This is a genomic window from Thalassolituus sp. UBA6592 (genome assembly GCF_002433655.1).
In the GTDB taxonomy this organism is placed as follows: domain Bacteria; phylum Pseudomonadota; class Gammaproteobacteria; order Pseudomonadales; family Oceanobacteraceae; genus Venatoribacter.
Genome location: NZ_DJIO01000022.1, coordinates 1 through 24,650, shown reverse-complemented (window position 1 = coordinate 24,650; position 24,650 = coordinate 1). Strand labels below are relative to the sequence as shown.

Sequence of the window (24,650 nt, the reverse complement as noted above, 5' to 3'; positions counted from 1 at the left end):
GACGGGTCTGGAGAATAATAATGACCATACAGATAAACCTGAATCAGCCACCTTTCAGTTTTCTTTCAACTGAGCAGCTCGACTGGCTGACCAGTCGCCTTGATCTGGTTTTCTTTCCGTCCGGTGCCGTTATTCTCGACGAAGGTAATGTCGCGCCCGGTATTTATATTGTTTACAAAGGCGTGGTCGAAGAAACGGACAGTGATGGCACGGTTTTTTCGCAATACGGTAAAGAAGACGTTTTTGATGTTCGCGCGGTACTGGAGAGCGCCTGTAAACACCGCTACACAGCCATGGAAGAAACCCTGTGCTATCTGTTAAAGGCCCAGGATTTTATTCAGCTGCTGGAAGATTCCAGCGATTTCTCGATTTATTTTAAAACCGACCTTGGTACTCAGGAGCAGCTGGTTGAACAGCGCGAAACCGGGGTTTCGGAATTTATTTTATCCCGCATTGACGAAGACACCATCCGTACTCCGGTTTATGTAACAGGGCAGACCAGTCTGGCCCGTGTGGCTGTTATCATGAAAGAGCAGAAACACGATGCAATACTGGTGCGCACAGCCAAAAAAGTCGGCATCGTCACCGGCACGGATCTGCTTAATGCCACTCTGTTAGGCGACATGGAGAAGCAGGATAAAGTCGCAGATATTGCCAATTACGATCTGATCGACGTCAACTACGGCGACTTCCTCTTCAGTGCGCTGCTGAAAATGACACAGCACGGTATTGAGCGGGTTGTGGTGCGGCGTGATGGCGACATCATCGGCATGCTGGAGCTGATGGATATGCTCAGTCTGTTCTCGACACACTCGCATGTGATCGCCATGCGTATTGAGCAGGCGAAGAGTATGAAAGAACTGGTTACAGCCGCCAAACGACTGGAAACCCTGATTAACAGTCTGTCTTCTCAGGGCGTTAAAGTCGTCGCCATTATGGAGCTGATTACCACGCTCAACCGTCGCCTGATGCAGCGCGCCTTTGATCTTATCTTTCCGGAAAGATTGCGTAACAGTGTCTGTATTCTGGTATTAGGCAGTGAAGGGCGAGGTGAGCAGATACTGAAAACCGACCAGGACAACGCCATTATTCTGGAAAACGAACACGACCGCGAGGCAGTGCTGCCGCTGTTGCAACGTCTGCATCAGGCGTTTCTCGACTTTGGCTATCCGCCGTGTCCCGGCGGTGTGATGTTCATCAGCGACAGCTGGATTGAAACCCGTGAGGGTTGGCAGGGCAGAGTAAGTCGCTGGCTGAGTTCAGCTGAACCTGAGCCGATGATGAATATGGCCATTCTTATGGATGCAGAGCCAGTCTGTGGAAATGCTGAGCTGTTTGCGCCGGTGAAAGCCAGCTGGCAGAAAGAGTCCCTGCGCTCCAGCATTACCTCTTCCTGGTTTGCCCGTCCGGCCCTGCAGTTCGAAACGCCCCTGACATTTTTAGGGAAAATCCGCGAAGACCACGGCACGATTGATATCAAGAAAGGCGGTATATTTCCACTGGTACATGGTGTGCGTGCCCTTGCATTTGAATACGGTATTAATGAATCGAATACGCTGCACCGGCTGGATGTTCTGCAGGAGCGCCGTGTACTGGATGAAGAGACCGCGCAGGGGCTGAAAGACGCATTATTGCTGTTTTTACGTATCCGGCTGCGTCAGCAATTACTGAGCAATTCCATTAATCCGGGAATGAGTCAGCAGCTGAAACTGGATTCTCTGCGCAGCGTCGACCGCAGTATGCTGCGCCATGCTTTACACCGGGTGAAAAAGTTTAAACAGTTTCTTATTCATCATTATCATCTGGAGAATTTCTGATGCTCAGACTGTGGCAAAAGCTGTCCGGCAGAATACCGCCTCAGGGACGCTGGCAACATATGGCGGACCCTTATGATGGTGATGAAATTGTGGTACTCGATTGCGAGACCAGTGTATTTGATAAACGCAAAGGTGAGCTGCTCAGTGTGGCGGCGGTACGGGTTAAAGGCAAAGAGATTATGCTCTCCAGCGCCATCGATATCACCGTGAAATCCGATGCAGTCACCGACCCCAATGCGGTGCGGGTGCATTACCTGCGGCGTGAAGATCGTGAGCAGGGTGTCGCGGTGTCAGAAGCTATTGAAAAACTGCTCGATTTTATTGGTAACCGCCCGATCTGTGGCTTTTACATCGAGTACGACCGGGCGATACTTAACCGCTACATTAAGCGTCTTTATAATTTTCAGCTGCCGAATAAATTCATCGAAGTATCGGAAATTTATGTACGCAGAAAGCGCAGACTGGTGCCTGAGCTGCATCTTGATCTGACGTTTGAAGGTTTGGCGAAGGATCTCAATGTACCTGTGATCGAACGTCACAGTGCGATGGGAGATGTTATTTCTACTGCGCTTATGTACATCAAACTGACGGAATTCTGAGGCGCTTCTCTTTATTTCTGTCACGTCTGGGCTTCTCTCTATTTCTCTCGCGTCTGCGTTTTTCTTTATTTCTCTCGCACCTGTGCTTTTCTTTATTACTCTCTTATCTTTTTCCTGATTTATTTATCCATCACGCCTTGCAACGTTATAACGGTTTTTCAGAGAGATGATTCTGCTCGGGCGATGATTATCGGCCGTTGTTTTTCTGCTGCGTTTCGTTTCCAGGCTTGCTGCAGGGAAGTCGTATGGCGCCCGATGGGAATGTGACAGGCAATAAAAAACCCGGCCGGAGCCGGGTTCTTTCTTTAAGGGCTACTCAGATCAGTGATCCTGAGCTTCACCTGCACCTTTAGGGAAGCGGATGTCTTCCACCATGTGACGGATATCATCCGGCACAGGTGCGGTCATGTTGGATACTACGAAGGCTACTACGAAGTTCAGCAGAGCACCCATGGCGCCGAATGCTTCCGGTGCGATTCCGAGGAACCAGTTGTCCGGAGTATTTGGCAGCATGTTAGTACCGGTAACGAAGAACCAGCCTTTGTAGGTGAAGATGTACACCAGGGTGGACACCAGACCAACCAGCATACCGGCTACTGCACCTGTGTTGTTCACCTTGGTGCTGAAGATACCCATCATCAGTACCGGGAAGATGGACGATGCAGCCAGACCGAAGGCCAGTGCTACCACCTGAGCCGCAAAGCCTGGCGGATTCAGACCCAGATAACCCGCTACCAGAATGGCACCTGCCATTGCGATACGTGCAGCCATCAGTTCCTGTTTCTCGCCAATATCCGGCATGAAGGTACGCTTCAGCAGGTCATGGGAAATTGCGGTAGAGATCGCCAGCAACAGACCCGCTGCTGTAGACAGTGCCGCAGCCAGACCACCGGCAGCCACCAGGGCGATTACCCAGTTTGGCAGGTTAGCGATTTCAGGGTTAGCCAGTACCATGATGTCACGGTCAACTTTCACCATCTCATTGCCTTTCCAGCCGAAAGATTCAGCCTTCGCAGCAAATTCAGGGTTGGTGTCATCGTAATACTGGATACGGCCGTCGCCATTCTTATCTTCAAACTGCAGCAGACCTGTGGTTTCCCAGTTCTTGAACCAGTCCGGACGTTCTGCATAGACCAGGTTGCCTTCAGCAGAGCCAACAGGGCCAGACTGAATGGTATTGGTCAGGTTCAGACGAGCCATGGAACCTACAGCTGGTGCTGTTGTGTACAGGATCGCGATGAACAGCAGTGCCCAGCCAGCAGAAGTACGGGCATCAGATACTTTCGGTACAGTGAAGAAACGGATGATTACGTGTGGCAGACCGGCTGTACCCATCATCAGAGACAGTGTGTACATCAGCATGTTGAACGAACCACCTTTCTGCGCGGTGTACTCAGCAAAACCCAGATCAACCAGGGTCTGGTCGAGTTTCACCAGCAGTGGCGTACCGTCAGCAGTATCAGACAGGAAGCCCAGTTGTGGAATCGGGTTACCGGTCAGGTTCAGAGAAATAAATACCGCAGGTACGGTGTAGGCAAAGATCAGTACACAGTATTGAGCGATCTGAGTGTAAGTTACACCCTTCATACCACCCAGTACGGCGTAGAAGAATACGATACCCATACCTGTATACAGGCCGGTAGAGTAGTCCACATCCATAAAGCGGGAGAAGGCAACACCGATACCTTTCATCTGACCGATTACGTAAGTCAGAGAGGCAACGATCAGACAGATTACTGCCACAATACGCGCAGTACTTGAGTAGTAACGGTCACCGATGAAGTCAGGCACAGTAAACTTACCGAACTTACGCAGGTAAGGTGCCAGACACAGAGCCAGCAGTACATAACCACCGGTCCAGCCCATCAGGAAGATGGAGGCGTCATAGCCTTTAAAGGCGATCAGACCTGCCATACCGATAAAAGATGCAGCAGACATCCAGTCAGCAGCGGTCGCCATACCGTTGGCAACCGGGTGTACGCCGCGGCCAGCCGCGTAGTACTCACCTGTCGTCCCGGCACGGGCCCAGATAGCAATACCGAAATAGAGGGCAAAGGTAAGGCCCACTACGATATAGGTTAAAGTCTGTAAATCCATCATGTGCTCCTGTTATTTATTATAATTAGTCGTCGTCTACGCCGAACTCACGGTCGAGCGCACGCATTTTCTTTGCGTAGAAAGCAACGATCGCGAGAAACACATAAATAGATCCCTGTTGTGCAAACCAGAAACCCAGACCAACACCGCCAACCGGAATCGCGTCCATTACCGGACGTAACAGAATGCCGAAGCCATAAGACACCAGCGCCCAGATTACGAGCAGAGAGAACATAAGATTCAGGTTTTTGCGCCAATAAGCTTTTTTATCTTCTTCAGATTGGAAAGCCATAACCCCTCCTTTTAATTTTTATTTGAGTGCAACTCAAAGCTAGCAGTAACGCCTTAATTACTCATAGCTAGACCTTGGTAGTAACATCCGGATATGGGTATTTGGCTGTTAAAAATCTTTATAAATAACAATGAATTAGGAATTCAAAATGGCGGATTTTTAAGGGGCATACCAAGGTAGTAAGCACATAAGAATCCTCCGCTGAGGGCTGCGGAAACACAGGCTTTGCGTTATTAAGAAAAGTCTTTATATGCAGGACTAAACGCGTCACACAAGGTATATAAAAATAACGCCTGGGTATTGAATTGATCACATGTGTGCAAAATGTATCAAAGCAGGCCAACCTTATTACGAATAACGTCGTATACGGCGGTTGCTTTCATCTGGCTATCGCTTAAAGTCCCGTATCCAACAATAACAATAAGCAGATACAAATTATTACGGAGTATCCAGTTATGAAAATTAAGCGTTCAGTCGGCGGTCTGGTATTGAGTCTGTTAATAGCAGCACCGGTTATGGCTGATCCAGCGGTAGGTCAGTGGGTTACCGTCGATGATGAAGACGGCACTCAGAAAAGCGTGGTTGATATTCGCGTAAACGATAAAGGTGAACTGCAGGGCACGGTCGTTAAAGTGCTTAAAGAAGATGATCAGGGTAAGGTCTGCTCTGAGTGTCCTGATGATTTTAAAGATCAGCCGATTGAGGGGCTGACCTTTATGTGGGGTCTGGAAAAAGACGGCGAAGGCGAGTGGAAGAGTGGCCATATTCTTGATCCTCAATCCGGCAAAATTTATAAGTCAAAACTGAACGTCGCTGATGACGGTGAGTCGCTGGAAGTACGTGGCTATATTGGAGTTTCCTGGATTGGCCGCAGCCAGACCTGGCTGAAATATGAGGCACCGGCTGATCAGACTGCAGTAACTGCTGAAGCGCCTGTCAAAGAAAGTACCGACACCAGCACCGCAAACGTTGAATAAATTATCGGCGTAAGCAAAGAGTCTGAGAAAGCACGAACCTCACCCAGAAAGAGTGTGAAGAAAAAGCCCGCAATCGCCTGCTGCATTGCGGGCTTTTTTTGTGCCAGGATCTTCTGTGTAACCAACCATATGTTGCATACGGCCTGTTCTCAGGCGGACAGATTGTGCTGATTGTACTGTCAGTACCTTTGCTGGAGCCTGTTTGCCGCTGCCGTTATACTCGCGGGTATCCATCTTTATTAATAATGCGGATCTGAGTTATGACACGCGCAATGAACTGGCAGCAATTACTGTCATCCGATCGCTTTGGGGAGCCACAGGGCAGCCTCGATCTGGAAACGGCGCGTACGCCATTTCACAAAGATTATGACCGCATTATTTTTTCTCCGGCTTTCCGTCGTCTGGACCGCAAGACCCAGGTGCATCCACTGACCGAAAACGATCATATTCATACCCGTCTGACGCACAGTCTGGAAGTGGGCAGCGTCGGCCGCTCATTGGGAGCACAGGTCGGCCAGGCATTGAAACTGCCGGCCAATATGAACGCCAGTGATGTTGGCGCTCTGGTGCAGGCTGCCTGTCTTGCTCACGACATCGGTAACCCGCCCTATGGCCATACCGGTGAGGATGCGATTCGCCATTGGTTCCGCGATGCAGAAAATGCGCATTTTCTCGAAGGCCTGACTGATCTGCAGAAAGCCGATCTGCAGACCTTTGAAGGTAACGCTCAGGGGTTCCGTCTGGTGACTCAGGTTGAGTCCCACCGCTTTCAGGGTGGCATGCGCCTGACCTTTGGTACGTTAGGGGCGTTTCTGAAATACCCGTGGACGGTGAATTACGTTCACTCTGGTGAGGCAAAAAAATTCGGCTGCTATCAGGCGGAACTTGAGATTCTGCGCACCGTGGCAAAACGTCTGGGGCTGATTGAGCTTAAGCCCGATTTCTGGGCGCGTCATCCTCTGGTGTATCTGCTCGAGGCGGCAGACGATATCTGTTATGGATTGATTGATCTGGAAGACGGTATCGAAATGGAGCTGCTCAGCTATCAGGAAGTGGAAGCTTTGCTGCAGCCCTTATTGGCAGAGCAGTGGGATGCTATCAGTGGGCAGCTGGAGTTTGCGGATAATCAGCGCCGCCGTTTGCAGATGCTGCGTGGTCTGGCCATGGAGGTTATGGTCAACAGCGTCAGTCAGGCGTTTATTAAGAACGAAGCAGTGTTGCTGCGCGGTGAACTGCAGGGCGATCTGATTGATTATTGTCCGCCGGTGATTAAGCAGGTGGTCAATGCCGCAAAAAATATGGCGCGGGAACGTATCTTCCGTGACAGTCGCAAGCTGGCGGTGGAAATTGGTTCTTACTCTACGCTGGGTGTTCTGCTGGAAGCATTTTTAAGCGCGGTGCGTGAGCGGGTTCTGAACGGTGAGGCGACCTTCCGTAATCAGCGTGTGCTCGAACTGATGGGACGTTCCGCACCAGCCAAAGACTGGACTCTGTACGAAGCCTATATGCGTGCTATCGATTTTATTTCCGGTATGACGGATAACTATGCGGCACAGTTGGCCAGGCAATTTGCCGGCTATCATCCGGCCCGCAGCTTCTGATTACGGCGCGGTTTTTTATCCGGCGCGCAGCTGTCAGGCGTGCTGACGGGGCAGCTTGATAACTTCAGCGCTGGTGCGGTCAATCTCTTGCGGTATGTGCTGCAGCGGGTCACTTTCTACAGTTTCTGAAGTTTCTGAAGTTTCTGCAGTGTCTTTCCGGCTCTGTTTCAGCAGGGCTTTCTGCTGTTTTTTATCCCAGCGTTTTTCACTTTTCTTCAGATGCTTGCTTAATAATTTAACCAGTTCAGGCACCAGCAGTGGTGGCAGGTCGTGACCCATACCACTGATGATTTTCAGCTTCGCTTTGCGGATGGCGGCGGCGGTATCTTCGCCCATACGCGCCGGAATCAGCGGATCATCGCTGCCGTGAATCACCAGCGTCGGGACTTTGATTTTTTTCAGCAGGTTGCTGCGGTCGCCGGCGGCGGTGATAGCAACCAGCTGGCGTTTGAAACCGGTGGGGCTGGCAGAACGTTCAACACTGGTTTCCGCCAGCGCACGTAATTCCATTTCATCCATTGGATAAGCCGGGCTGCCGATCAGACGGTTCATACGCATGGTGTAACGGATGGCGGCTTCACGGTTGAACGGCGTCGGACGTTTGGCCAGTTTCAGCAGTACTTTGAGTTTGGCGTCCGGCAAACCAGGGCTGGTATTGGAAGACATTATCGACGTCAGGCTGCGCACCCGCTTTTTGTGTTTGGCAGCCAGAATCTGCGCAATCATGCCACCCATCGATGCACCGACCAGATGCGCGCTGTCGATGTCCAGTTCATCCATCAGCGCCAGAACATCGCGCGCCATATCTTTCAGTGTATAAGGCACCCGCGGTTTGCGCTTCAGTTTGGTCGACAGCCAGGTGGCGAGCAGACTTGGGTTACCATGCTGATCCATCTGACTGGACAGGCCGACATCCCGGTTATCGAAGCGCACCACCTGATAGCCTTTGCTCACCAGGGCATGGCACAGGGCATCCGGCCAGATACGCATCTGAGCCCCCAGACCCATAATCAGAATGACCGCCGGATCATTTCTGTTGCCCATGCGTTCATAGGCGAGACGGATGCCTTCCGGCGTAGTGATATGGTTCACGTAACCATTTCTCCATTCTGTTGTCTGTATTGTGGCGTCAGGCTTTGGCGGCCGCCCATTGGGTGGTTGTCGCGGCTCGCGTTATCTGTGTCCGGCGGTTAGAATGCCTGACTTTCATTTTAATCGAAGCTAAGTGTAGAGCGATGGATATCGATTTTCCCCTGATTTTACTGATTCTCACAGTCGGCACAGGTATTGTGGCTGCTGTCGATAAGTTCTGGCTGGCAAAGAAGCGTCGCGCTGTTGCCGATGTGCTGATTGAAAAGCACGCTCACCCTGACGATATCCATAAGGCGGAGACCGAGCCTTTTATTATCGAGCAGTCAAAGTCTTTCTTTCCGGTTCTGCTGGTGGTGTTCGTTCTGCGTTCGTTTATCGCAGAACCTTTCCAGATTCCGTCTGGCTCCATGGAGCCGGGTCTGATTAAAGGAGACTTTATCCTCGTCAGCAAGTTCCATTACGGTTTGCGTATGCCTGTTTTCGGCAACACACTGATCCCCACCGGCGAACCGGCACGTGGCGATGTCATGGTGTTCTTCCCGCCGAATGATTCACGCTACTTTATCAAGCGTGTGATCGGGCTGCCGGGAGATCATGTGGTTTACCGTAATCATCAGCTGATTATTAACGGCCAGCTGATTGAAACAACCCAAACAGCCCAGGAACCTGAAGACCGCCCGCTGAAGTTCCTGGCCGAGGAAAAGCTTGATTCCGCCACCGCCACCGTACAATGGATGCAGGCCCGTGATTCTCTGACTAACCAGCTCATTATCTGGGCCGGTCCGGAAGGGGAGTGGGATGTGCCACAGGGACATTACCTGATGATGGGTGATAACCGTGGTAACAGCAGTGATGGCCGTGTCTGGGGCTTTGTTCCTGAGGAAAATATTGTGGGTAAAGCGGTCGCTGTGTGGATGCACTGGGAATCCTGGAGCGATGTACCTTCCTTCAGCCGTAACAAATGGATTGAATAATCCCGCCTTAGGAGCGGCTGCTACACTTAAGGGCATCAGTTAACCCGATGCCCGGAGTATTCAGTCATGGCAGCCGCTTCATCTTCCAGCTCTGTTTCTAACGCTTCTGCTGCGACCGCCCGTCGCCGTAAACCCTGCCGTTTCTGCCAGCAGTCGCGCTGGGTAATGACCGTGGTTATTCTGCTGTTACTGGCAACCATCACGTTTCTCAATGTCAGTGGCACAGTGAACTGAGCAGTAAACCAGACGTTCACTGCGTAGTTCTGCTTATTAGCGAATTGCCGGCATAAATCTCAGTGGATTTTTTCCCTTTTAAGGGTAGATATTCCCTTTATCTTCCTTAAAATGCGCCACCATCGTATACGCAGTACGGCAGGCAGATTTATGCTGACGAGACAATTGAAAGCCAGAGCACTGAATGTAGTAGACCGTTTGGTACCGGTAAAACCGGTTAACCGCTCACGGGAAGAGCAGTACCAGCTGGATCGGGAGTCGCGACGTATGCACCTGTACTTCTGCCGCACTTGCCCATCTTCAATTAATGTCCGTCGCCAGTGTGAAAAACTCGGTCTGCGCGTGGTCGAAAAAGACGTTACCCGCGTTAATGCTTACCGCAATGAACTCATCAATGGCGGCGGTGCGCCAAAAGTGCCTTGTCTGCGCGTTGATGGCGCTGCCGGCGAACAATGGCTGTACAGCTCAGCCGCTATCCTCGATTATCTTAAAAAGCGGTTCTGACAAGCGCCTGTCCGGGCAGTAAACTCTCCGGTCTGACTGAATTCAGTAAAACCGGAAACCGCGATGCCCCTGATTTCTTCTGCTTACCGCTCGCCCTGGCTGCTGTCTAACGGCTATGTGCAGAGCATTCTGCCGACGCTGACCCGCAAACTGGCGGATGAGCATCTGCAGCGTGAACGTATTCCCACCGATGATGGTGACTTTCTCGATCTCGACTGGAGCCGTTGCGGCTCAGATACCCTGATCATCGTTTCCCATGGCCTGGAAGGGCATTCGCGCCGTCCTTATGTGCTGGGTACCCTGCGTGAAGCCAATCGTCGTGGCTGGGATGGGCTGGCGTGGAATTTCCGTTCCTGTGGTGGCGATATGAACCTGCAACCCCGTATGTATCACAGTGGCGCCACCGATGACCTGCACCGGGTGGTCAGCTATGCGGTCACTCAGGGCTACTGCCGTATCCATCTGGTGGGCTATTCCATGGGGGGAAATCTGTCGCTGGTGTACTGTGGACGCGAAGCGCAGCTGTTGCCTGCTGAGGTTAAAAGCGTTGCTGCATTCTCGGTTCCCTGTGATCTGGAGGCCAGTGCCTGGCAGCTGGCGAAGCCGCAGAACCGTATTTTTATGTGGAAGTTTCTGGGTGATCTGCGGGAAAAGATCGAACACAAAGCGCGTATGTTTCCCCATCTGATCAGCGTCGACGGGTTTTCCTCTATCCGTAACTTCAAGCAGTTTGATGATCGTTACACGGCACCGATGCATGGCTTTGCTGACGCGGAAGATTATTGGCATCAGTCCGCCAGCGGCCGTTATCTGCAACAGATCCGCCTGCCAGCATTACTGGTTAACGCAGAAAACGATCCCTTTCTGTCACCCTCCTGTTACCCACGAAGCTTTGCTGCAGGCAGCGATACTTTCACCCTGGAAATCCCTGCCAGCGGTGGCCATGTTGGCTTTATTCTGCGCTCAGCTGACCAGACTTACTGGATGGAACAGCGCGCCATGGACTTCGTTGCAGTACACAATGCCGAGGCCGATGTGGCTGAAGCACAGCGGCGGGCGGTTAACTGTGAGTAAGGCCGGGTGTCTTTTTGTATCCAATGTATGTGGCGCGCTACATACTTATGATTGAGGCAATTATTTGACGAAAATCCGCAAAATCGCCCGTCAATAAAATGTTGATTTGTTTGTGATTTGTACAAACGGACATTCACTAAACGGGGGTTAACTAAAGTTAAGGCATCACCAGAGTGAGCCTTAATCATGAAACATTTTGCGGTACCTTTTCTTCTTCCAGTCCTGTTTGCAGCAAGCCTTTCTGCGCATGCCACCCTGCTTCCACCAGAGCAGTGGGTGAGCATTGAGCTGAGCAACGGTGAGCTGCTGGACGTTGTTCCAGTCACTGTAAGCGATGCCCACGGCGAGCTGGTATCGCTGGCCCGCACCCGCGACAATCAGCTGATCATGGAAACCGGCGGCTACTGGTATGAAGCACTGCAGGATGGTGCTCAGCACTGGTATGCAGGCCAGCCGCTGGTGGCTGGTGTACCGGACGCTGAAGAGGTTGAAGCTGAAGTACTGGTTAAGCAGACTGCTGACGTGCAGTCTCTGTACCGCACCCAGAGCCAGTCTTACGTGCCGCAACGTACGCCATTCCGCTTCAGCCCTGAGGTCTTCCCCGCAGGTTTTGAGCAGCCGCTGCTGATCATCCGTGTGGCTTTCTCTGACAGTAATTTTGTTTACTCCGACAGCGACATTGCTCAGCGTTTCTATGCACAGGACCGCAGCGTTGCCTCTTACTTTGATGAAAACTCTTATGGCCGCTTTAACGTGGTGCCAGCGGCTGATTCTTATGGCCAGAACGATGGTGTGGTACGCGTTACTCTGAATACCCCACATCCGGATTTCGGCAATCAGTTTGGCGGTGCCGGCGCGGCTCTGGCCCGTGCTGCAGCCGAAGCGGCAGCGCCTTACGTTAATGTTGCGGCATATGATCGTAACGGCGACGGCTGGCTGGATCCTAACGAACTGGCTGTTGTGGTGATGGTGGCCGGTTACGAGCAGGCTTTTGCCGGTGCAGCGACCTCCCGTCCGCGCATTTGGGCACACAAAGCGAATGTGTCAGATGCACAGATCGGCAACTACCACTTTGCTGAATATGCCATGTTTGGTGAACGTCACCAGGATCATCTGGCAACCATCGGTGTTATCTGTCACGAACTGGGTCACCTGTTGCTGGATCTGCCGGATCTGTATTCCGGCAGCCCAACCGGTGCTTCCATCGGCCGCTGGGGACTGATGGGTCAGGGTGGCTGGAACTCAGACTCCGGTCAGGCCGGTGACCGTCCAGGACACCTGCTGGCATGGAGTAAAGAAGTAGCTGGTTTTATGGAGCCAAAAATTCTGGCTGCCGGCGACAATGAAGTCTCTCTGCGCGCCGTCAGTGATGCTGCGGATGCGGTTCAGATTCAGCTGGACGATTATGGTCATGGCCAGCGCCTGATTCTGGAAAACCGTAATCGCAGCGGTTACGACGCCGGTCTGCCTGGCAGTGGTCTGCTGATTACCCGTGTAAATGATCAGGTCGGTTTTGGCGCGGTCAGTCAGGCCTCTGCACAGAATCCTCTGCTGGTGATTGAAGAGGCTGATGGTCGCAGCGATCTGGCCAATAACACTAACCCGGGTGAACCATCCGATGTATTCAGCACTCTGTCCGCCGGCCTGCAGTTGTCTCCACAGCCTGGTTTTGGCGACAGCTCTGTGCAGCTGATGAGCGTTGATGCGGGCTTGGTGGCTTACACTGAACTGACACTGACTGCGGAAGTTAAAGGCAGCAATATTGGCCTCGATGATCTGCCACCTAACGCATATGTTGGTGCTTACGGCAGCGAAGCCGCCGTGCGTATGACTCTGGATCTGGGTGATGCGGAAAGCGCTGACGGTGTCGATGTGTTCCTGCCAGGCAAAGCTGATGTCACTGTGCGTTTACTGACTTCTGCGGGCACTCTGCTGGCACAACAGGACTTCACCGGCTCTTATGGCTGGAACCGTATGCTGCTGTCAGCACCTGTGGCGGTTTCAAGCCTGAATGACGTCGTGGTTGAAGTGATCAGCTCACCGCTGGACTACTCTGCACCTCTGGCCATTGACACTCAGGGCATGGCCAGTGGTCTGACTGAAGTGGATACCGGCAACGGATACCATAGCGCTGCCTTTGATGCCAGTGTACGTCTGCTGGTCGGTGTCAGCCCGGTTGCAGCGTCTGCTGTGTCTCAGCCAGTAGCCGCCGATAGCGGAGACAGCGCCTCTTCTTCCGGTGGTGGCGGCGGTGCCGCACTGTGGATACTGGCCTTACTGCCATTGTTGATTCTGGGTCGTCGTCGCGCAGTTGCTGTCTGAGAGTTAAAGTCTGAACAGAGAACAATCCATGCCCGGCATAACGCTGGGCGCCTGCCTCCGGCTTCGGTAACATAGGTGCTCCTGTGTTACCGCGACGTTTTTTATGCCGTCTTTTCTGCAAATCTACCGCAGTCCTCTGATTTTAGCTTTTATTGTTCTGCTGCTGGCCGCTTTTGAACCCGTGACGGGGCAGTGGCTGCGTTTTGATCGGGCCGCCATGGCCGACGGCGAATGGTGGCGTTTCTTCACCGCTCACCTTGTTCACCTGTCCTGGGGCCATGCACTGGGTAATCTCGGTGGGCTGGCTTTGTTTGCCTATATTACCGGCAGATACTGCAGTCAGCTGCCCATGCTGCTGTTCTTTCTTTTCAGTTGTCTGTTCGTGTCTCTGAGCCTCTTTCTGTTTGCCCCCGATCTGTATTTTTACGTGGGACTGTCCGGTGTACTGCACGGACTACTGCTGCTGGGAGGCATACGTTCGCCGTTCTATGCTAACGGCCTGAAAGTGCTGTTCGTGGTCATTATTGTCGCTAAGGTGATTTGGGAGCAGAGCCCTTTTTACGATGATCTGGCGATGGTTGGTTATATTGGCGGCAGGGTAGAAACCCGGGCGCATCTGTTCGGCAGTATCAGTGCCTTTCTTTGGCTGGCTGCCGGCTATCTGAAACATTATTTTGCAGAAGTGAAGGCACATGGCTGATGATAATCCCTGGACCATTCTGGAAACGGATGTGGTCTACGACAATCCCTGGATCCGGGTAGAGCACAACAACGTGTTGAACCCGGCCGGAAACCCGGGCATATACGGTACCGTCAGTTTTAAAAATCGCGCGGTGGCGGTGGTGCCTCTGGCCGATAATGGTGATACCTGGCTGGTGGGCCAATATCGCTTTCCGTTACACGAGTATCATTGGGAAGTGCCGATGGGTGGGGCTCCTGCGGGCGAATCTGCGCTGGATTGCGCGATTCGTGAGCTGAAAGAAGAAACCGGTCTTGAGGCGGCAGCGGTAGAGGAGCTGTGCCGCTTACATACCAGTAATTGCATTACCGATGAAGCCGCCGTGGCGTTTATCGCCAAAGGGCTGACCGAGGGCGAGGCCGAACCGGAAGAAACCGAGCAACTGACGCTGAAGCGTTTGCCGTTCAATGAAGCACTGGCGATGGCCATGGACGGGCGCATAACCGATGCCATCAGTGTCGCTGCGCTGATGAAGGTGCGTCTGTTGGGGCTTGCCTGACTCCACAGAGGAAGTCAGGCGAAGAGGAGGTCAGCTGTTAGCAGCTAACAGAACGGTGCGGTTGGATTGGCGGTACTGAGCCGGACTCTGGTTGGTTTCTTTGATGAAAATACGGTCGAGTGTACGGCGACCGGAAAGGCCTATGGCCAGTGCAATCTGTTCGATGCTGTCGTCTGTTGTACTCAGCATCTTCTTCGCTGTTTCCAGACGGACAGAGGTAACCAGCTGCTTCAGGGAGGTTTCTTCACGATGCAGGTGACGGTTCAGGGTACGGGCACTGATATGGAAATAATCGGCCACTTCCTGTTGATTCGCCCCCAGACGTATTTTGTTCTGCAGCAGTGCTTTACGGATACGCTCAGCCAGTGAACCTGAGCGTGCCAGCTTACGGTACTGCTCTTCCACTTCACGCTTCATCATATTGAGGATGTGTGGGTTGGTATTGTGCAGACCTTCATCCAGCCAGCGTGAGTGGAACTGAATGGAGCACTCGTCAGCATTAAAGGCGATGTCTGCCTTCCAGCGTTGTTGGTACTCGTTGGCATACTGAGTCGCCGGATAGGGCAGAGCAATATTGGTCAGAACCAGCTGGGAGCCGCACAGCTGACGCAGCCAGCTCAGCAGGGTGCTGATGGTCATTTCAGTGCGGCGGCGCTGAGTGGAGACAATAAAGTTATCTTCAACCGGCAGTTTGATCTTGATCACGCTGTCGCGGGTGCGGGTAACCTGCACTTCCAGCTGATCACTCAACAGAGAAGAGAACTTCTCCAGATAATAGAGTGCCTCGCGCAGCGTATTGCAGCAGAGAAACAGATGCTGCAACTGACAGCTGCCATTCACACTGAATTTATTGGCAGATTGCACACACACCGACTCATCGCCAGATTGTCTGACAAGCAGATTGATCAGCTCATCGGCATCCTGGCTGTTAATACGGCTGTCCGGATCCCTGAGACTTTTCAGAACCCGCTGAGTTGCTTCATCGCTGTCCTGCAGCTGATCAAAAAATGCTGGTCCGGCTGCTTCCAGCAAAGGTCTGATCAAAGCTGTTGATATATAACCTTGTTCCATGTTCATACGTATCTGATCTGCGGAGTATGTGATTGGGCTGATCCGTTGCTTCCACTGCGGGCTGCGAATATTCAGCAGCACTGGCAACAGTGCTATCAGCAGTACTGATAGCAAAGCACAGGCCACGGCCAGCATCCGTAAAAAATGCAGGTGTAATAGTAAAGCAAGGTGACCAAATTTGTCATGTGTTACCAAAGGTAACGTTTTGACTGTGACGGGTTACCGATTGCTTTTTTTGTCCTGTTAAAAAAGGCGAATCATTGCGATGTTGAAAACTTCATTCATTCGAAATCACCAGAAAATCAGGCCTCTGAGGGTGAATCCTTGTTGATCACCGGGTTTTTCTCTGAAAATCGATAAAGACTCACTCTTCCTGAACTTTAGTCCAGTTGTGAGAGCAAAACGACGAACCCTTACAAAAAAATTGGCATTTTTACTCATGTGTTAATAAATGTCGTAATTTGTCTTATTTTTGTCCGGTATATCTGCTCAGGGAATACCACTCATAATGCCGGTGGGTAAAAAATGGCCTGATTTTACTTATCTCACCTCAGTGCTCAGCTTTAAATGAGTGTCATTACTGTTACTGCCTGTCGTCTTTTGCCATCTCTGCTCTGGGTTCAGCGTAAATGTCCAGTACCTAAGTCAGTCTGTTCGCCTTAAGCCGAGGGCATGATGGACGTCCGGCTGCCGCTCCTGAAGTTGAGGTTCTTGCAGAGAAACTGCCGGCAAAAGCACAGCCTGTTGGGCTGTGACATTGGCCGGGTGGTGAGAGCGCCGTGTGTCTGTGTTCCGCCAGATAGCCGGTCCTATTGCCCTCGCAGCAGGATATTTGTCGCCCTCAGTAATAATTTAGGAAGACTGACTTTCATTTCATGACTTTTTTGCTATCTTTTATGAGGTTCATTTCTATCAATTAGTTTTTTTATGACAGTTCGAGAGGTCGATTGTCCGGGTAAGCCCGGGACCTGGCAGGGCTCAAACGGCATCATCTATCACGATCTCAGGGGCTTCAGCCACCTGACGCTGGACATTGTCCGTTACCTTAACAATGCCCATCACCGTATTTGCAGCCATAAAAAGACCCCTGTGCTGATGCTCGCCAGTGATGTGCTCACCATGGATTTCGAAGTTCAGGTGTTTGCTTCCCATCCACGGGTATTGGATGCCATCAGTGCTATTGCCGTGGTGGGAGACTCTTTTATGCTGCGTCATCTGACTTCCATGTTTTTAAGTTACCACCAGCCGGTGTACCCGGTGCAGCTGTTCAGTAGTCAGGAAGAGGCCGAACAATGGCTTCTGTCTGCCGACGCTGTTGGCCAGGACACTCAGTACTGACGCTGCGTTCTTCTGCTATGTTCTTCTGTTGTGTTCTTTTACAGAAACAACAGCTCCCCGCTTACGTGGGTCCTGGTTGCCTCAGTATTATTCAATTCAAAGCGGAAACCCTGTTGTGGCGAGGCTGAATCCTGTGCCGCAGGTGCCTCGTGGCGACGATAATTCAGTACTGTCGTTGCCGGCAGGAAAACCGGGCTGAAAAACTGAGCAGAAACCGTCAGTGGACGGTCCGGCTGATCCGCACAGAGATGCGCTGTGATACGGGCTTTGCTCCACATTCCATGGACGATATGGCGGCGGAAGCCAAACAGACGCGCACTGAGGGCCGACAGATGTATCGGGTTGGCATCACCGGATACCCAGGCGTAACGGCAACCCAGTGATGATGGCAGCTGCCACACTTCGCGGTAGTCATAGAGGTCGCTGACGGGATCCCGGATAACTGCGGTGCTTTCTGTGGATTTTGCTTCGGGTTTTACTTCGGATTTTGCTTCCGGTTTTGCTGTCGGGGGCTGTGTCTTGTTCTGGCGACAGAAATTTGTGCTCAGCGACTGCCAGACAGGTTCTCCGCCACTGGTAATGTCCGTATGGACATCGAACTCAATGCCTTTCGCAGTTTTGCGCTGTTCGCCCAGAAAGCAGCGGATATCGAGCGTTTCTTTGGCGGAAATTGGCCGCACAGCGGTAATACGGTTGCGGATGTGTACCAGCCCCAGCAATGGCAGCGGAAAGTCTTTGTGCAGCAGCAGTTCCATATGCAGTGGGAACGCCAGAATATGAGGGTAGGTAACGGGCAGGAATGGGCTGTTGTCGGCAAATCCGCACAGCGCAGCATATTGCTTAACTTTTGCAGATCTGCAGCCATTGATTCGTAACTGAGCTTCCAGCGCAGGAAAGGGCTGCGTACCAGGTCTGCTGCGCGCCAGCAAAGCGCGCAGGTACTGGCTGGTGATGGCAGGCTGGTCTGAAAATCGCAGAATCTGCAGATCGCTGGAATGGCTCATTATTGTGAATCCCTGTCGTTAACTTCTGCTGGCGGGTTTATGGCTGTCATCTTTGCCTGTTACGGATGCGCTGCCTTTGGCTGCTGGCTGTTGCAATTGTGGCGCTGCGGTCAATTGCATTTGCACTGCGGGCGCTATCTGGCAGAATTTGCGATCTCACCTCAGGAATAACAATAATTTATGTCTGGTGGAATGTCAGAACTCCGGGATTCCGGAGTCATGCTGCAGATGGCCTATCAGGCCATGGTCCGGATGGGCCTCGACGCTGATGCTGTGCTGAAACGTCTGGGGGTCTCGCCGCAGATACTGGCCGATCGTCACATGCGTACCCCTCACGGCGCCCAGGCTCTGTTCTGGCAGGTGCTGGAGGAGGTCAGTGGGGATGCGGACATCGGCCTGCATCTGGGCGAACATATGCCTGTGTATACCGGGCAGGTACTGCAGTATCTTTATCTTTCCAGTGCTACGTTTGGCGATGGGCTGAACCGGGTGCTTAACTATCAGCGGCTGCTGTCGGATGCCACGCAGGCAACCATTGAGCAGGACGACGACTGCGCCTGCATCATTGTTGATTCCAGTGACGGGCTGACTGGCCAGTTGCGGCATCTGAACGAATGCCTGATGCTGGCGCTGATCACTTTCTTCCGTTACGTCACAGACGATGCTTTCCGCCCGGCTGCCATCTGGTTCAAACATCCTGCACCTGAACCGGCACAGACGGGAAGTACTGAGCACGAGCGTGTGTTTGCTTGTCCGGTGCAGTTTTCGCAGCCGGAAAACCGTCTGTTTTTTTCCCGCGATCTGCTCGATCTGCCGTCATCTCATGCCGAACCTGAATTGCTGCGACTGCATGAAAAGCTGGCCAGTGAACACGTTGCCAAACTCGAACGGCAGGATGTTGTCAGCCGGGTCTACCGGGTGTTTGGTGAAATACTGGAGAGTGGCGAAGTCAGCCTGGAGTGTGTTGCAGACCGTCTGGACATTAAAGCCAGAACGCTGCGCTCTCGACTGGCAGAAGCGGGCACCAGTTTTAACAGTCTGCTGGCCGACTACCGCTGTACTCTGGCCAAACGTCTGCTGGCGGCAACGGACGAAACCATCGATGAAATTGTCTACCTCACCGGTTTCTCTGAACCCAGTACTTTTTACCGGGCATTCAAACGCTGGACGGGACAAACACCGGTGGAATACCGCAATCAGCGCCGTACCAGCGATTGATTGGTGTTGGGAGCGGGATGACAGGGCAGAATTTGTCCGAATTGATTCTTATCGATCACTAAAGTGTTTATTTTTTGATCTTTTCAGCGTATTCCGTATGGGTCATGGTAGTTGGGTGAACCATATTCAGGACGATGAACCGGGAGAAATCGCATGGGACAGAATCAAAAGCTTGCTTTGATACAACCGCTGGTGACTCATTGGCTGCAACAACAGGATTATGGTAACTGGCGCCGGGATCTGGCCGATGCCGGCATCATGGATCTGGAAGAAGCCATGGCCCTGTCGCAGGAAGCCCTGACGGTTGCCTGGCGTACCATGAAGACGCTGGAATTGCTCAATGCCGATGCTGACCACATCATGCGCTCCATTGATGAGCACAAGCTGTGCTGGCAGGTGGACCTGGACTACGATTATCGTCACGGCGTGATCTGTTACTGACGCTTTCTGCCTGTCAGTAGGTGATGGCAGCGGGTTCAGGTAGCCTGTGTTGCTGGTCTGTGTGCCATTAGCGTGACACAGTCTGTGCGCCCGCTGAGAGTAAGGCTCGCGGGCCTGAAGATACTGCGTCGTTCTCCGTTCTTTGCTGAATGGCACTGGCTGAGAGGAACTGGCTGAGAGGAACTGGCTGAGTGGTTTTGAGAGAGTGGTACTGAGAGAGTGGTACTGAGAGAGATAGCGCAGTGATTTTTTCCTTCAGTTTTCGTTTCAGCCGCCGATAACAGTCATCAGCCCCGCAACGACGGAGACCCGCTATGTCTGTCAATCTTCATCCTTCACAGTTTTTCCCATCCGCAAACCGTCAAAGCCCGTCTGTGCGACCGGAAGTGAACAACCCTGGCACGCAGCAGGGGCGTGAGGCGAATGGCAACGATAAAACCAAATCTGTAGCCAGCTCTGGCCCGGTGACCCTTGGGCCGCGACAGTCCGCAGAAGAGACCGCCGCTAATATTCTTAATCACGTACAGCGCGGTCTGCAGCAGCTGAAAGCCGGGGGCGCCGACGCAGAACGTTTGCAGCAGCGTCTGGATGCTGCCCGTGAGGGGATTGAAAAAGGCTACAAAGATGCCACCGCCATGCTGAAAGATATGGGCATGCTGGATGACGATATGAAAGCCGGTATTGCCGACAGTCGCAGTCTGGTTGACGAGGGGCTCAGTAAGCTGGAGAACAGTCTGACAGCGTCGCCGGCGCAGGCGGTTGCCGGGCGCGAATCCGCGTCACTCAGCAATACTCTGACGCTGCAGGTGATTACCCGCGACGGCGACCGGGTAAACGTCAGTTTCTCTCAATCTGCTGCCGCAGCATCTTCCTGGAATGACAGAGTCTCAGCTACCGCGTTTGCTGCAGATTCTGAGTGGCAGATGGATGTGCAGGGCTCTCTGGATGAGGGGGAACAGAAAGCGCTGGCCGGACTGATGAAAGATGTTCAGTCGCTGAGCGAGCAGTTTTTTAATGGCGATATCGGTCAGGCACTGAAAAGCGCGGGCGAGCTGGGCTTTGCCGGTGATGAACTGGCAGCCATGAGTCTGCAGCTGACGCAGACCAGCGTCACTGCTTCGAGCCGCTATTATCAGCCGCAGAAACCAACGTTACCAACCCCGGAACTGGAAAGTCTCAAGGCGCCACTGGCGTCTTATGTCGATCAATATACGTCGGCGCTGGAAAAGCTTGGTATTTTTCAGCAGCCGCAATCCATGGTCAGCGAGCTGGTCCATCAGCTGGCCGGCGAAGATGAGCGTATGGCAGCCTGGGATGAGTTTCATCAGGGGCTGAATACATTGCTGGATAAATCCATGGCGTCTGTCTCCGGTCAGTAGTGTCATCGCTGGCACAGCAAAAATATCATCGTGGCGTTGCGGGGATTATTGCCGCAGCGCTTGTCGGTAACTGACATCACGTTATACTTTGCCCACACGCATAAAGCTCAGGACGTATTATGGCTCTTGTTCTGCTGGGTACCGAAGGCTGCCACCTGTGTGAACAGGCACAGGCGCTTCTTCTGAATCTCAACGGAAAAATTCCCTGTAACCTTTATCTCGAAGATATCGCGGAATCAGAAGACATGGTTGCGCGTTATGGTGAGCGTATACCTGTCTTAAAATACGAAGCAGAAGAAGGTGACATGGCTGGGCCGGAAATTGACTGGCCATTTTCTGAGCAGGATGTTCTTCGTTTTATCCAAAAAATCGCGTAAATACACGTCAGGATACTGATCAGACCTTAAGGAAATTCTCATGAAAAAAGCGACTCCTCTGCTGCTGGCAGCGATGCTGGGTCTTCACGGTTGCGCCAGCAGCCCGCTGTCTCCGACCGGTGAAGCGGTTTATTACGCGCTGCAGACCGATACCACACTGAGAGCCTGGGCAGATGCCTGTTCTGACGTCAGTGCCCGTGCTGGTCAGGCGGCTTTTACCGCAGAGAAGAACTGGTGGAAACGTAACGGAGCTATGGTGGAGGGGGCGGATTTCGGTCTTGCTTACGACATTATCAACGTCACCGATACCCGTGTGGAAACCGGAGCACGTGTTGCCATGGCATTGACCTGGCAGGTGGTGGAAACCGCAGAAGCCGAAGTGAATGATATGTTGGCCAGCGCCAGCAACAAAGAAGATCTGTGTCTGCGCGTGCTGGATCAATACAACGAAGGTCAGCGTGATCTGCGCGGCGATGATAAGGTCTATCAGTCTCTGGTGGATTTGCAGCGTCGCAGTCAGCAGCAGGGCGAAGATCTGGAAATCAAACGGGCAGCGGTTTCAGTCGAAGCCGGTAAAGAATACGGGCGCTCGTTTTACGTGGTTGAGAAAATGGCTAAGCGCAACGGTTGTTCAGGTGCCGAAGTGCATCTGCTGAAAAATGCCTGGCCTCACGAAGTGTATGATGCCAGCTGTCCGGATGGCAGTTATCTGCTGATGCGCTGTGAGTGGGGTAATTGCCTTATCGCGGATTGATATTCGCGGAGCTGTAACAAAAAGAGCCGCTATAGCGGCTCTTTTTATTTGAGAGCATGCTCTCTGTTTTCTGCATTTTCTTTCTCTGTCCCTTTTGATTTATTCCAGTGCCAGCAGATCGCGGTTTTTATCCAGAATTGCAGTACCAATTCCTTTTACCGATTTCAGATCGTCGAGGGATTTAAAATTACCGTTTTCGTTACGGTACTGAATGATGGCTTCTGCTTTTGCTTTACCTATGCCGTTTAAGGCCGCCAGCTGTTCTGCCGTCGCCGTGTTGAGGTTAATCTGACCTGGCTCTGCAGCAAATGTCAGAGTGCTCAGGGCAAGACCGGCAGCAAGAATAATCGCTTTAATTCCTTTCATTTTTTATGTTCTCCATTCCGTTAAAGGAGTAAACAAAATAACAATGAAACGATCGAACTATAATCCGTAACAAGTACGAATTATAAAAAAACAGACTCATTCCAGAGTATTAAAAATATAAGGATTTCAATGGGTTATGGTCTATCAGGCCAAATAAATGGCCCCAGCGAAAAAGGCCTCATCGAAAAAAGACTGAATGAAAAATACCCAAATAAAAAGACCCCAATGAAAAAGACCTGATTCTTTGACGGAATCAGGCCTTTCGGTTCAGACGATATGCCGGAGCAGGCGTGGAAATTAATCCGCTTTTTTAGCTTTCGCCTTAGGCTTGGCTTTCGCCTTCGGTGCTGCTTTGGCTTTAGGCTCCGCTTTTTTCTTTTCCTGAACGTCCCACTTGCCGTCATTGAAATACGCTGACCAGCCGCTGGCTTTGCCTTCGGCATTTTCGGTCATCACATATTGCTCTTTGGTTTTCCGGCTGTAGCGGATAATAGCCGGATTACCGTCGCTGTCTTCCCTTGGGGCATCCAGCAGGAAATGATATTTCTCTGGCAGTACGGCCTGATACGGAATCAGTTCCTGTACCAGTGGGGCACGGGTTTCGCGTTTTTTCGGAAACTGGCTGGCAGCCAGGAACAGGCCGGTAGCACCATCACGCAGAACATAGGTGTCATCCACTTTCTGACACTTAAGTTCCGGCATCGGGATAGGGTCCATTTTCGGCGGCGCAGCTTCGCCGTTTTTCAGCAGTTTGCGGGTGTTCTTACATTCACTGTTGGTACAGCCAAAGTATTTACCAAAACGGCCGGACTTCAGCTGCATTTCACTGCCGCATTTATCACATTCCAGCGTCGGGCCGTCGTAGCCTTTGATTTTGAAATGTCCGGTTTCTACTTCGTAGCCGTTACAGTCCGGGTTGTTACCGCAGATATGCACTTTGCGGGTTTCATCCAGCAGATAGCTTTCCATGGCGCTGTCACAGATCGGGCAACGGCGTTTGTCCATCAGGCGACGGCTTTCGGCTTCTTCATCTTCATCTGCGGAGATGGCTTCATCACCGGCGACCAGATTCAGAGTTTGAGTGCAGCGTTCTTTCGGCGGCAGGCTGTAGCCTGAACACCCCAGGAACACGCCGGTTGAACCGGTGCGGATCTGCATATGACGGCCACAGGTCGGACACGGAATGTCGGTATCCACCGGATCATTCGGACGCATGCCATTTTCGCTGCCTGCTACTTCCAGTTTGTGGTGGAAGTCACCATAAAATTGATCCAGCAGGGCAGTCCAGTTGATTTCGCCGCCGGCAACGTCATCCAGCTTTTCTTCCATATTGGCGGTAAAGCTGTAGTCCATCAGGTCGTCAAAACTTTCCATCAGGCGGCTGGTAACGATATCGCCCATTTTCTCGGCGTAAAAACGACGACCTTTCAGGCTTACGTAACCACGTTCCTGAATGGTGGAAATAATCGAGGCGTAAGTCGATGGGCGGCCAATGCCACGTTTTTCAAGCTCTTTAACCAGCGCAGCTTCGGAGAAGCGCGGTGCCGGTTTGGTGAAATGCTGTTTCGGATCCAGTTCATTCAGTGCCAGTTTTTCGCCTTCTTTGACGTCTGGCAGCAGCACGTCATCATCACCTTTGCTCATGGATGGCAGAGCTTTCAGGTGACCGTCGAAACGCATCACACGACCACGGGTACGCAGTTCAAAGTCACCGGCAGAAATAACGATACTGGTGCTGGTGAATTTTGCGTCGTTGGTCTGACAGGCAACAAAACGGCGCCAGATCAGATCGTAAAGGCGCTGGGCATCCGGCTCCATGGCGCTGAGGTCTGAGGCTTTCAGTTTTACATCAGAAGGACGGATCGCTTCGTGCGCTTCCTG

Annotated in this window: 24 protein-coding genes; 17 read left to right on the top strand and 7 right to left on the bottom strand. The window is 52.2% G+C overall.

Annotation, left to right across the window (positions count from 1 at the left end):
- Window positions 1-20: 20 nt before the first annotated feature.
- Both B2Z72_RS01840 and B2Z72_RS01835 read left to right on the top strand, forming a co-directional pair.
- Entirely contained in the window at window positions 21-1,817 is a 1,797-nt protein-coding gene (locus B2Z72_RS01840; RefSeq protein WP_296980605.1) for a DUF294 nucleotidyltransferase-like domain-containing protein, read from the top strand.
- A complete protein-coding gene (locus B2Z72_RS01835; protein WP_296980603.1) occupies window positions 1,817-2,416 on the top strand; it encodes a 3'-5' exonuclease in 600 nt (199 codons plus the stop codon). Before B2Z72_RS01840 ends, B2Z72_RS01835 begins: the two co-directional genes overlap by 1 nt.
- Before the next feature lie 321 nt (window positions 2,417-2,737).
- Here the strand turns inward: B2Z72_RS01835 and B2Z72_RS01830 are convergent, their stop codons facing one another.
- Both B2Z72_RS01830 and B2Z72_RS01825 read right to left on the bottom strand, forming a co-directional pair.
- Window positions 2,738-4,513, bottom strand: coding sequence for a sodium:solute symporter family protein (locus B2Z72_RS01830; protein ID WP_296980601.1), 1,776 nt, complete (start codon window positions 4,511-4,513; stop codon window positions 2,738-2,740).
- A gap of 25 nt (window positions 4,514-4,538) precedes the next feature.
- Complete coding sequence (locus B2Z72_RS01825) at window positions 4,539-4,805, bottom strand: DUF4212 domain-containing protein (RefSeq protein WP_296980599.1); 267 nt, start codon at window positions 4,803-4,805, stop codon at window positions 4,539-4,541.
- 455 nt (window positions 4,806-5,260) lie between these two features.
- On the opposite strand from B2Z72_RS01825, the gene B2Z72_RS01820 reads away from it, so the two are divergent.
- Both B2Z72_RS01820 and B2Z72_RS01815 read left to right on the top strand, forming a co-directional pair.
- Window positions 5,261-5,782, top strand: a complete 522-nt coding sequence (locus B2Z72_RS01820; RefSeq protein WP_296980598.1) for a DUF2147 domain-containing protein — start codon at window positions 5,261-5,263, stop codon at window positions 5,780-5,782.
- A 260-nt stretch (window positions 5,783-6,042) separates the two neighbouring features.
- The gene (locus tag B2Z72_RS01815) at window positions 6,043-7,383 is read left to right on the top strand and encodes a deoxyguanosinetriphosphate triphosphohydrolase (protein WP_296980595.1); all 1,341 of its coding nucleotides are present in this window, start codon (window positions 6,043-6,045) and stop codon (window positions 7,381-7,383) included.
- Between the two features lie 33 nt (window positions 7,384-7,416).
- On the opposite strand, the gene B2Z72_RS01810 is transcribed toward B2Z72_RS01815, so the two are convergent.
- Window positions 7,417-8,475 carry an alpha/beta fold hydrolase gene (locus B2Z72_RS01810; protein WP_296980592.1) on the bottom strand — a complete coding sequence of 353 codons (1,059 nt, stop codon included), beginning with the start codon at window positions 8,473-8,475 and terminating at the stop codon, window positions 7,417-7,419.
- Window positions 8,476-8,618: 143 nt separating this feature from the next.
- Between B2Z72_RS01810 and lepB the strand changes: the two genes are divergently transcribed.
- The 7 genes from lepB (at window position 8,619) to B2Z72_RS01775 (ending at window position 14,821) form a co-directional block, all read left to right on the top strand.
- Complete coding sequence (lepB, locus tag B2Z72_RS01805; RefSeq protein ID WP_297004064.1) at window positions 8,619-9,449, top strand: signal peptidase I; 831 nt, start codon at window positions 8,619-8,621, stop codon at window positions 9,447-9,449.
- Window positions 9,450-9,515: 66 nt separating this feature from the next.
- Window positions 9,516-9,683: a hypothetical protein gene (locus B2Z72_RS01800; RefSeq protein WP_296980370.1), complete on the top strand. Its 168-nt coding sequence runs from the start codon at window positions 9,516-9,518 to the stop codon at window positions 9,681-9,683.
- Window positions 9,684-9,833: 150 nt separating this feature from the next.
- Entirely contained in the window at window positions 9,834-10,187 is a 354-nt protein-coding gene (locus tag B2Z72_RS01795; RefSeq protein WP_296980368.1) for a glutaredoxin family protein, read from the top strand.
- Window positions 10,188-10,250: 63 nt separating this feature from the next.
- The gene (locus tag B2Z72_RS01790; RefSeq protein ID WP_296980365.1) at window positions 10,251-11,261 is read left to right on the top strand and encodes a YheT family hydrolase; all 1,011 of its coding nucleotides are present in this window, start codon (window positions 10,251-10,253) and stop codon (window positions 11,259-11,261) included.
- Between the two features lie 276 nt (window positions 11,262-11,537).
- On the top strand, window positions 11,538-13,583 hold the full coding sequence (locus B2Z72_RS01785; protein WP_296980362.1) for a M6 family metalloprotease domain-containing protein: 2,046 nt from the start codon (window positions 11,538-11,540) through the stop codon (window positions 13,581-13,583).
- A 103-nt stretch (window positions 13,584-13,686) separates the two neighbouring features.
- Window positions 13,687-14,283, top strand: a complete 597-nt coding sequence (gene rrtA, locus B2Z72_RS01780) for a rhombosortase (protein ID WP_296980360.1) — start codon at window positions 13,687-13,689, stop codon at window positions 14,281-14,283.
- Entirely contained in the window at window positions 14,276-14,821 is a 546-nt protein-coding gene (locus B2Z72_RS01775; protein ID WP_296980358.1) for an NUDIX domain-containing protein, read from the top strand. The genes rrtA and B2Z72_RS01775 overlap by 8 nt, the downstream gene beginning before the upstream one ends.
- Window positions 14,822-14,851: 30 nt before the next feature.
- Here B2Z72_RS01775 and B2Z72_RS01770 read toward each other — a convergent pair whose 3' ends face one another.
- A complete protein-coding gene (locus B2Z72_RS01770) occupies window positions 14,852-15,898 on the bottom strand; it encodes an AraC family transcriptional regulator (RefSeq protein WP_296980355.1) in 1,047 nt (348 codons plus the stop codon).
- A 921-nt stretch (window positions 15,899-16,819) separates the two neighbouring features.
- Between B2Z72_RS01770 and B2Z72_RS01765 the strand changes: the two genes are divergently transcribed.
- Window positions 16,820-17,230 (top strand): STAS/SEC14 domain-containing protein, encoded by a 411-nt coding sequence (locus tag B2Z72_RS01765; protein ID WP_296980352.1) that lies wholly within the window; start codon window positions 16,820-16,822, stop codon window positions 17,228-17,230.
- 38 nt (window positions 17,231-17,268) lie between these two features.
- Here B2Z72_RS01765 and B2Z72_RS01760 read toward each other — a convergent pair whose 3' ends face one another.
- Window positions 17,269-18,234, bottom strand: coding sequence for a MaoC family dehydratase (locus B2Z72_RS01760; RefSeq protein ID WP_296980348.1), 966 nt, complete (start codon window positions 18,232-18,234; stop codon window positions 17,269-17,271).
- Between the two features lie 180 nt (window positions 18,235-18,414).
- On the opposite strand from B2Z72_RS01760, the gene B2Z72_RS01755 reads away from it, so the two are divergent.
- The 5 genes from B2Z72_RS01755 (at window position 18,415) to B2Z72_RS01735 (ending at window position 22,403) form a co-directional block, all read left to right on the top strand.
- Window positions 18,415-19,452: an AraC family transcriptional regulator gene (locus B2Z72_RS01755; protein WP_296980346.1), complete on the top strand. Its 1,038-nt coding sequence runs from the start codon at window positions 18,415-18,417 to the stop codon at window positions 19,450-19,452.
- 153 nt (window positions 19,453-19,605) lie between these two features.
- On the top strand, window positions 19,606-19,893 hold the full coding sequence (locus B2Z72_RS01750) for a hypothetical protein (protein WP_296980343.1): 288 nt from the start codon (window positions 19,606-19,608) through the stop codon (window positions 19,891-19,893).
- A 314-nt stretch (window positions 19,894-20,207) separates the two neighbouring features.
- Entirely contained in the window at window positions 20,208-21,272 is a 1,065-nt protein-coding gene (locus tag B2Z72_RS01745; RefSeq protein WP_296980342.1) for a DUF5610 domain-containing protein, read from the top strand.
- Window positions 21,273-21,391: 119 nt separating this feature from the next.
- A complete protein-coding gene (locus B2Z72_RS01740; RefSeq protein WP_296980340.1) occupies window positions 21,392-21,649 on the top strand; it encodes a glutaredoxin family protein in 258 nt (85 codons plus the stop codon).
- A 40-nt stretch (window positions 21,650-21,689) separates the two neighbouring features.
- Window positions 21,690-22,403 carry a hypothetical protein gene (locus B2Z72_RS01735; RefSeq protein WP_296980338.1) on the top strand — a complete coding sequence of 238 codons (714 nt, stop codon included), beginning with the start codon at window positions 21,690-21,692 and terminating at the stop codon, window positions 22,401-22,403.
- Window positions 22,404-22,502: 99 nt separating this feature from the next.
- On the opposite strand, the gene B2Z72_RS01730 is transcribed toward B2Z72_RS01735, so the two are convergent.
- Both B2Z72_RS01730 and B2Z72_RS01725 read right to left on the bottom strand, forming a co-directional pair.
- Entirely contained in the window at window positions 22,503-22,769 is a 267-nt protein-coding gene (locus B2Z72_RS01730) for a ComEA family DNA-binding protein (RefSeq protein WP_296980335.1), read from the bottom strand.
- 297 nt (window positions 22,770-23,066) lie between these two features.
- Window positions 23,067-24,650: DNA topoisomerase (locus B2Z72_RS01725; protein WP_297004062.1), on the bottom strand; the 1,584-nt coding region annotated here is incomplete at its 5' end.

Excerpts from the sequence above, each read along its gene's own strand:
- B2Z72_RS01840 (WP_296980605.1), top strand. The coding sequence starts at position 21 with ATGACCATACAGATAAACCTGAATCAGCCACCTTTCAGTTTTCTTTCA.
- B2Z72_RS01835 (WP_296980603.1), top strand. The coding sequence starts at position 1,817 with ATGCTCAGACTGTGGCAAAAGCTGTCCGGCAGAATACCGCCTCAGGGA.
- B2Z72_RS01830 (WP_296980601.1), bottom strand. The coding sequence starts at position 4,513 with ATGGATTTACAGACTTTAACCTATATCGTAGTGGGCCTTACCTTTGCC.
- B2Z72_RS01825 (WP_296980599.1), bottom strand. The coding sequence starts at position 4,805 with ATGGCTTTCCAATCTGAAGAAGATAAAAAAGCTTATTGGCGCAAAAAC.
- B2Z72_RS01820 (WP_296980598.1), top strand. The coding sequence starts at position 5,261 with ATGAAAATTAAGCGTTCAGTCGGCGGTCTGGTATTGAGTCTGTTAATA.
- B2Z72_RS01815 (WP_296980595.1), top strand. The coding sequence starts at position 6,043 with ATGACACGCGCAATGAACTGGCAGCAATTACTGTCATCCGATCGCTTT.
- lepB (WP_297004064.1), top strand. The coding sequence starts at position 8,619 with ATGGATATCGATTTTCCCCTGATTTTACTGATTCTCACAGTCGGCACA.
- B2Z72_RS01800 (WP_296980370.1), top strand. The coding sequence starts at position 9,516 with ATGGCAGCCGCTTCATCTTCCAGCTCTGTTTCTAACGCTTCTGCTGCG.
- B2Z72_RS01795 (WP_296980368.1), top strand. The coding sequence starts at position 9,834 with ATGCTGACGAGACAATTGAAAGCCAGAGCACTGAATGTAGTAGACCGT.
- B2Z72_RS01790 (WP_296980365.1), top strand. The coding sequence starts at position 10,251 with ATGCCCCTGATTTCTTCTGCTTACCGCTCGCCCTGGCTGCTGTCTAAC.
- rrtA (WP_296980360.1), top strand. The coding sequence starts at position 13,687 with ATGCCGTCTTTTCTGCAAATCTACCGCAGTCCTCTGATTTTAGCTTTT.
- B2Z72_RS01775 (WP_296980358.1), top strand. The coding sequence starts at position 14,276 with ATGGCTGATGATAATCCCTGGACCATTCTGGAAACGGATGTGGTCTAC.
- B2Z72_RS01770 (WP_296980355.1), bottom strand. The coding sequence starts at position 15,898 with ATGAACATGGAACAAGGTTATATATCAACAGCTTTGATCAGACCTTTG.
- B2Z72_RS01765 (WP_296980352.1), top strand. The coding sequence starts at position 16,820 with ATGACAGTTCGAGAGGTCGATTGTCCGGGTAAGCCCGGGACCTGGCAG.
- B2Z72_RS01760 (WP_296980348.1), bottom strand. The coding sequence starts at position 18,234 with ATGAGCCATTCCAGCGATCTGCAGATTCTGCGATTTTCAGACCAGCCT.
- B2Z72_RS01755 (WP_296980346.1), top strand. The coding sequence starts at position 18,415 with ATGTCTGGTGGAATGTCAGAACTCCGGGATTCCGGAGTCATGCTGCAG.
- B2Z72_RS01750 (WP_296980343.1), top strand. The coding sequence starts at position 19,606 with ATGGGACAGAATCAAAAGCTTGCTTTGATACAACCGCTGGTGACTCAT.
- B2Z72_RS01745 (WP_296980342.1), top strand. The coding sequence starts at position 20,208 with ATGTCTGTCAATCTTCATCCTTCACAGTTTTTCCCATCCGCAAACCGT.
- B2Z72_RS01740 (WP_296980340.1), top strand. The coding sequence starts at position 21,392 with ATGGCTCTTGTTCTGCTGGGTACCGAAGGCTGCCACCTGTGTGAACAG.
- B2Z72_RS01735 (WP_296980338.1), top strand. The coding sequence starts at position 21,690 with ATGAAAAAAGCGACTCCTCTGCTGCTGGCAGCGATGCTGGGTCTTCAC.
- B2Z72_RS01730 (WP_296980335.1), bottom strand. The coding sequence starts at position 22,769 with ATGAAAGGAATTAAAGCGATTATTCTTGCTGCCGGTCTTGCCCTGAGC.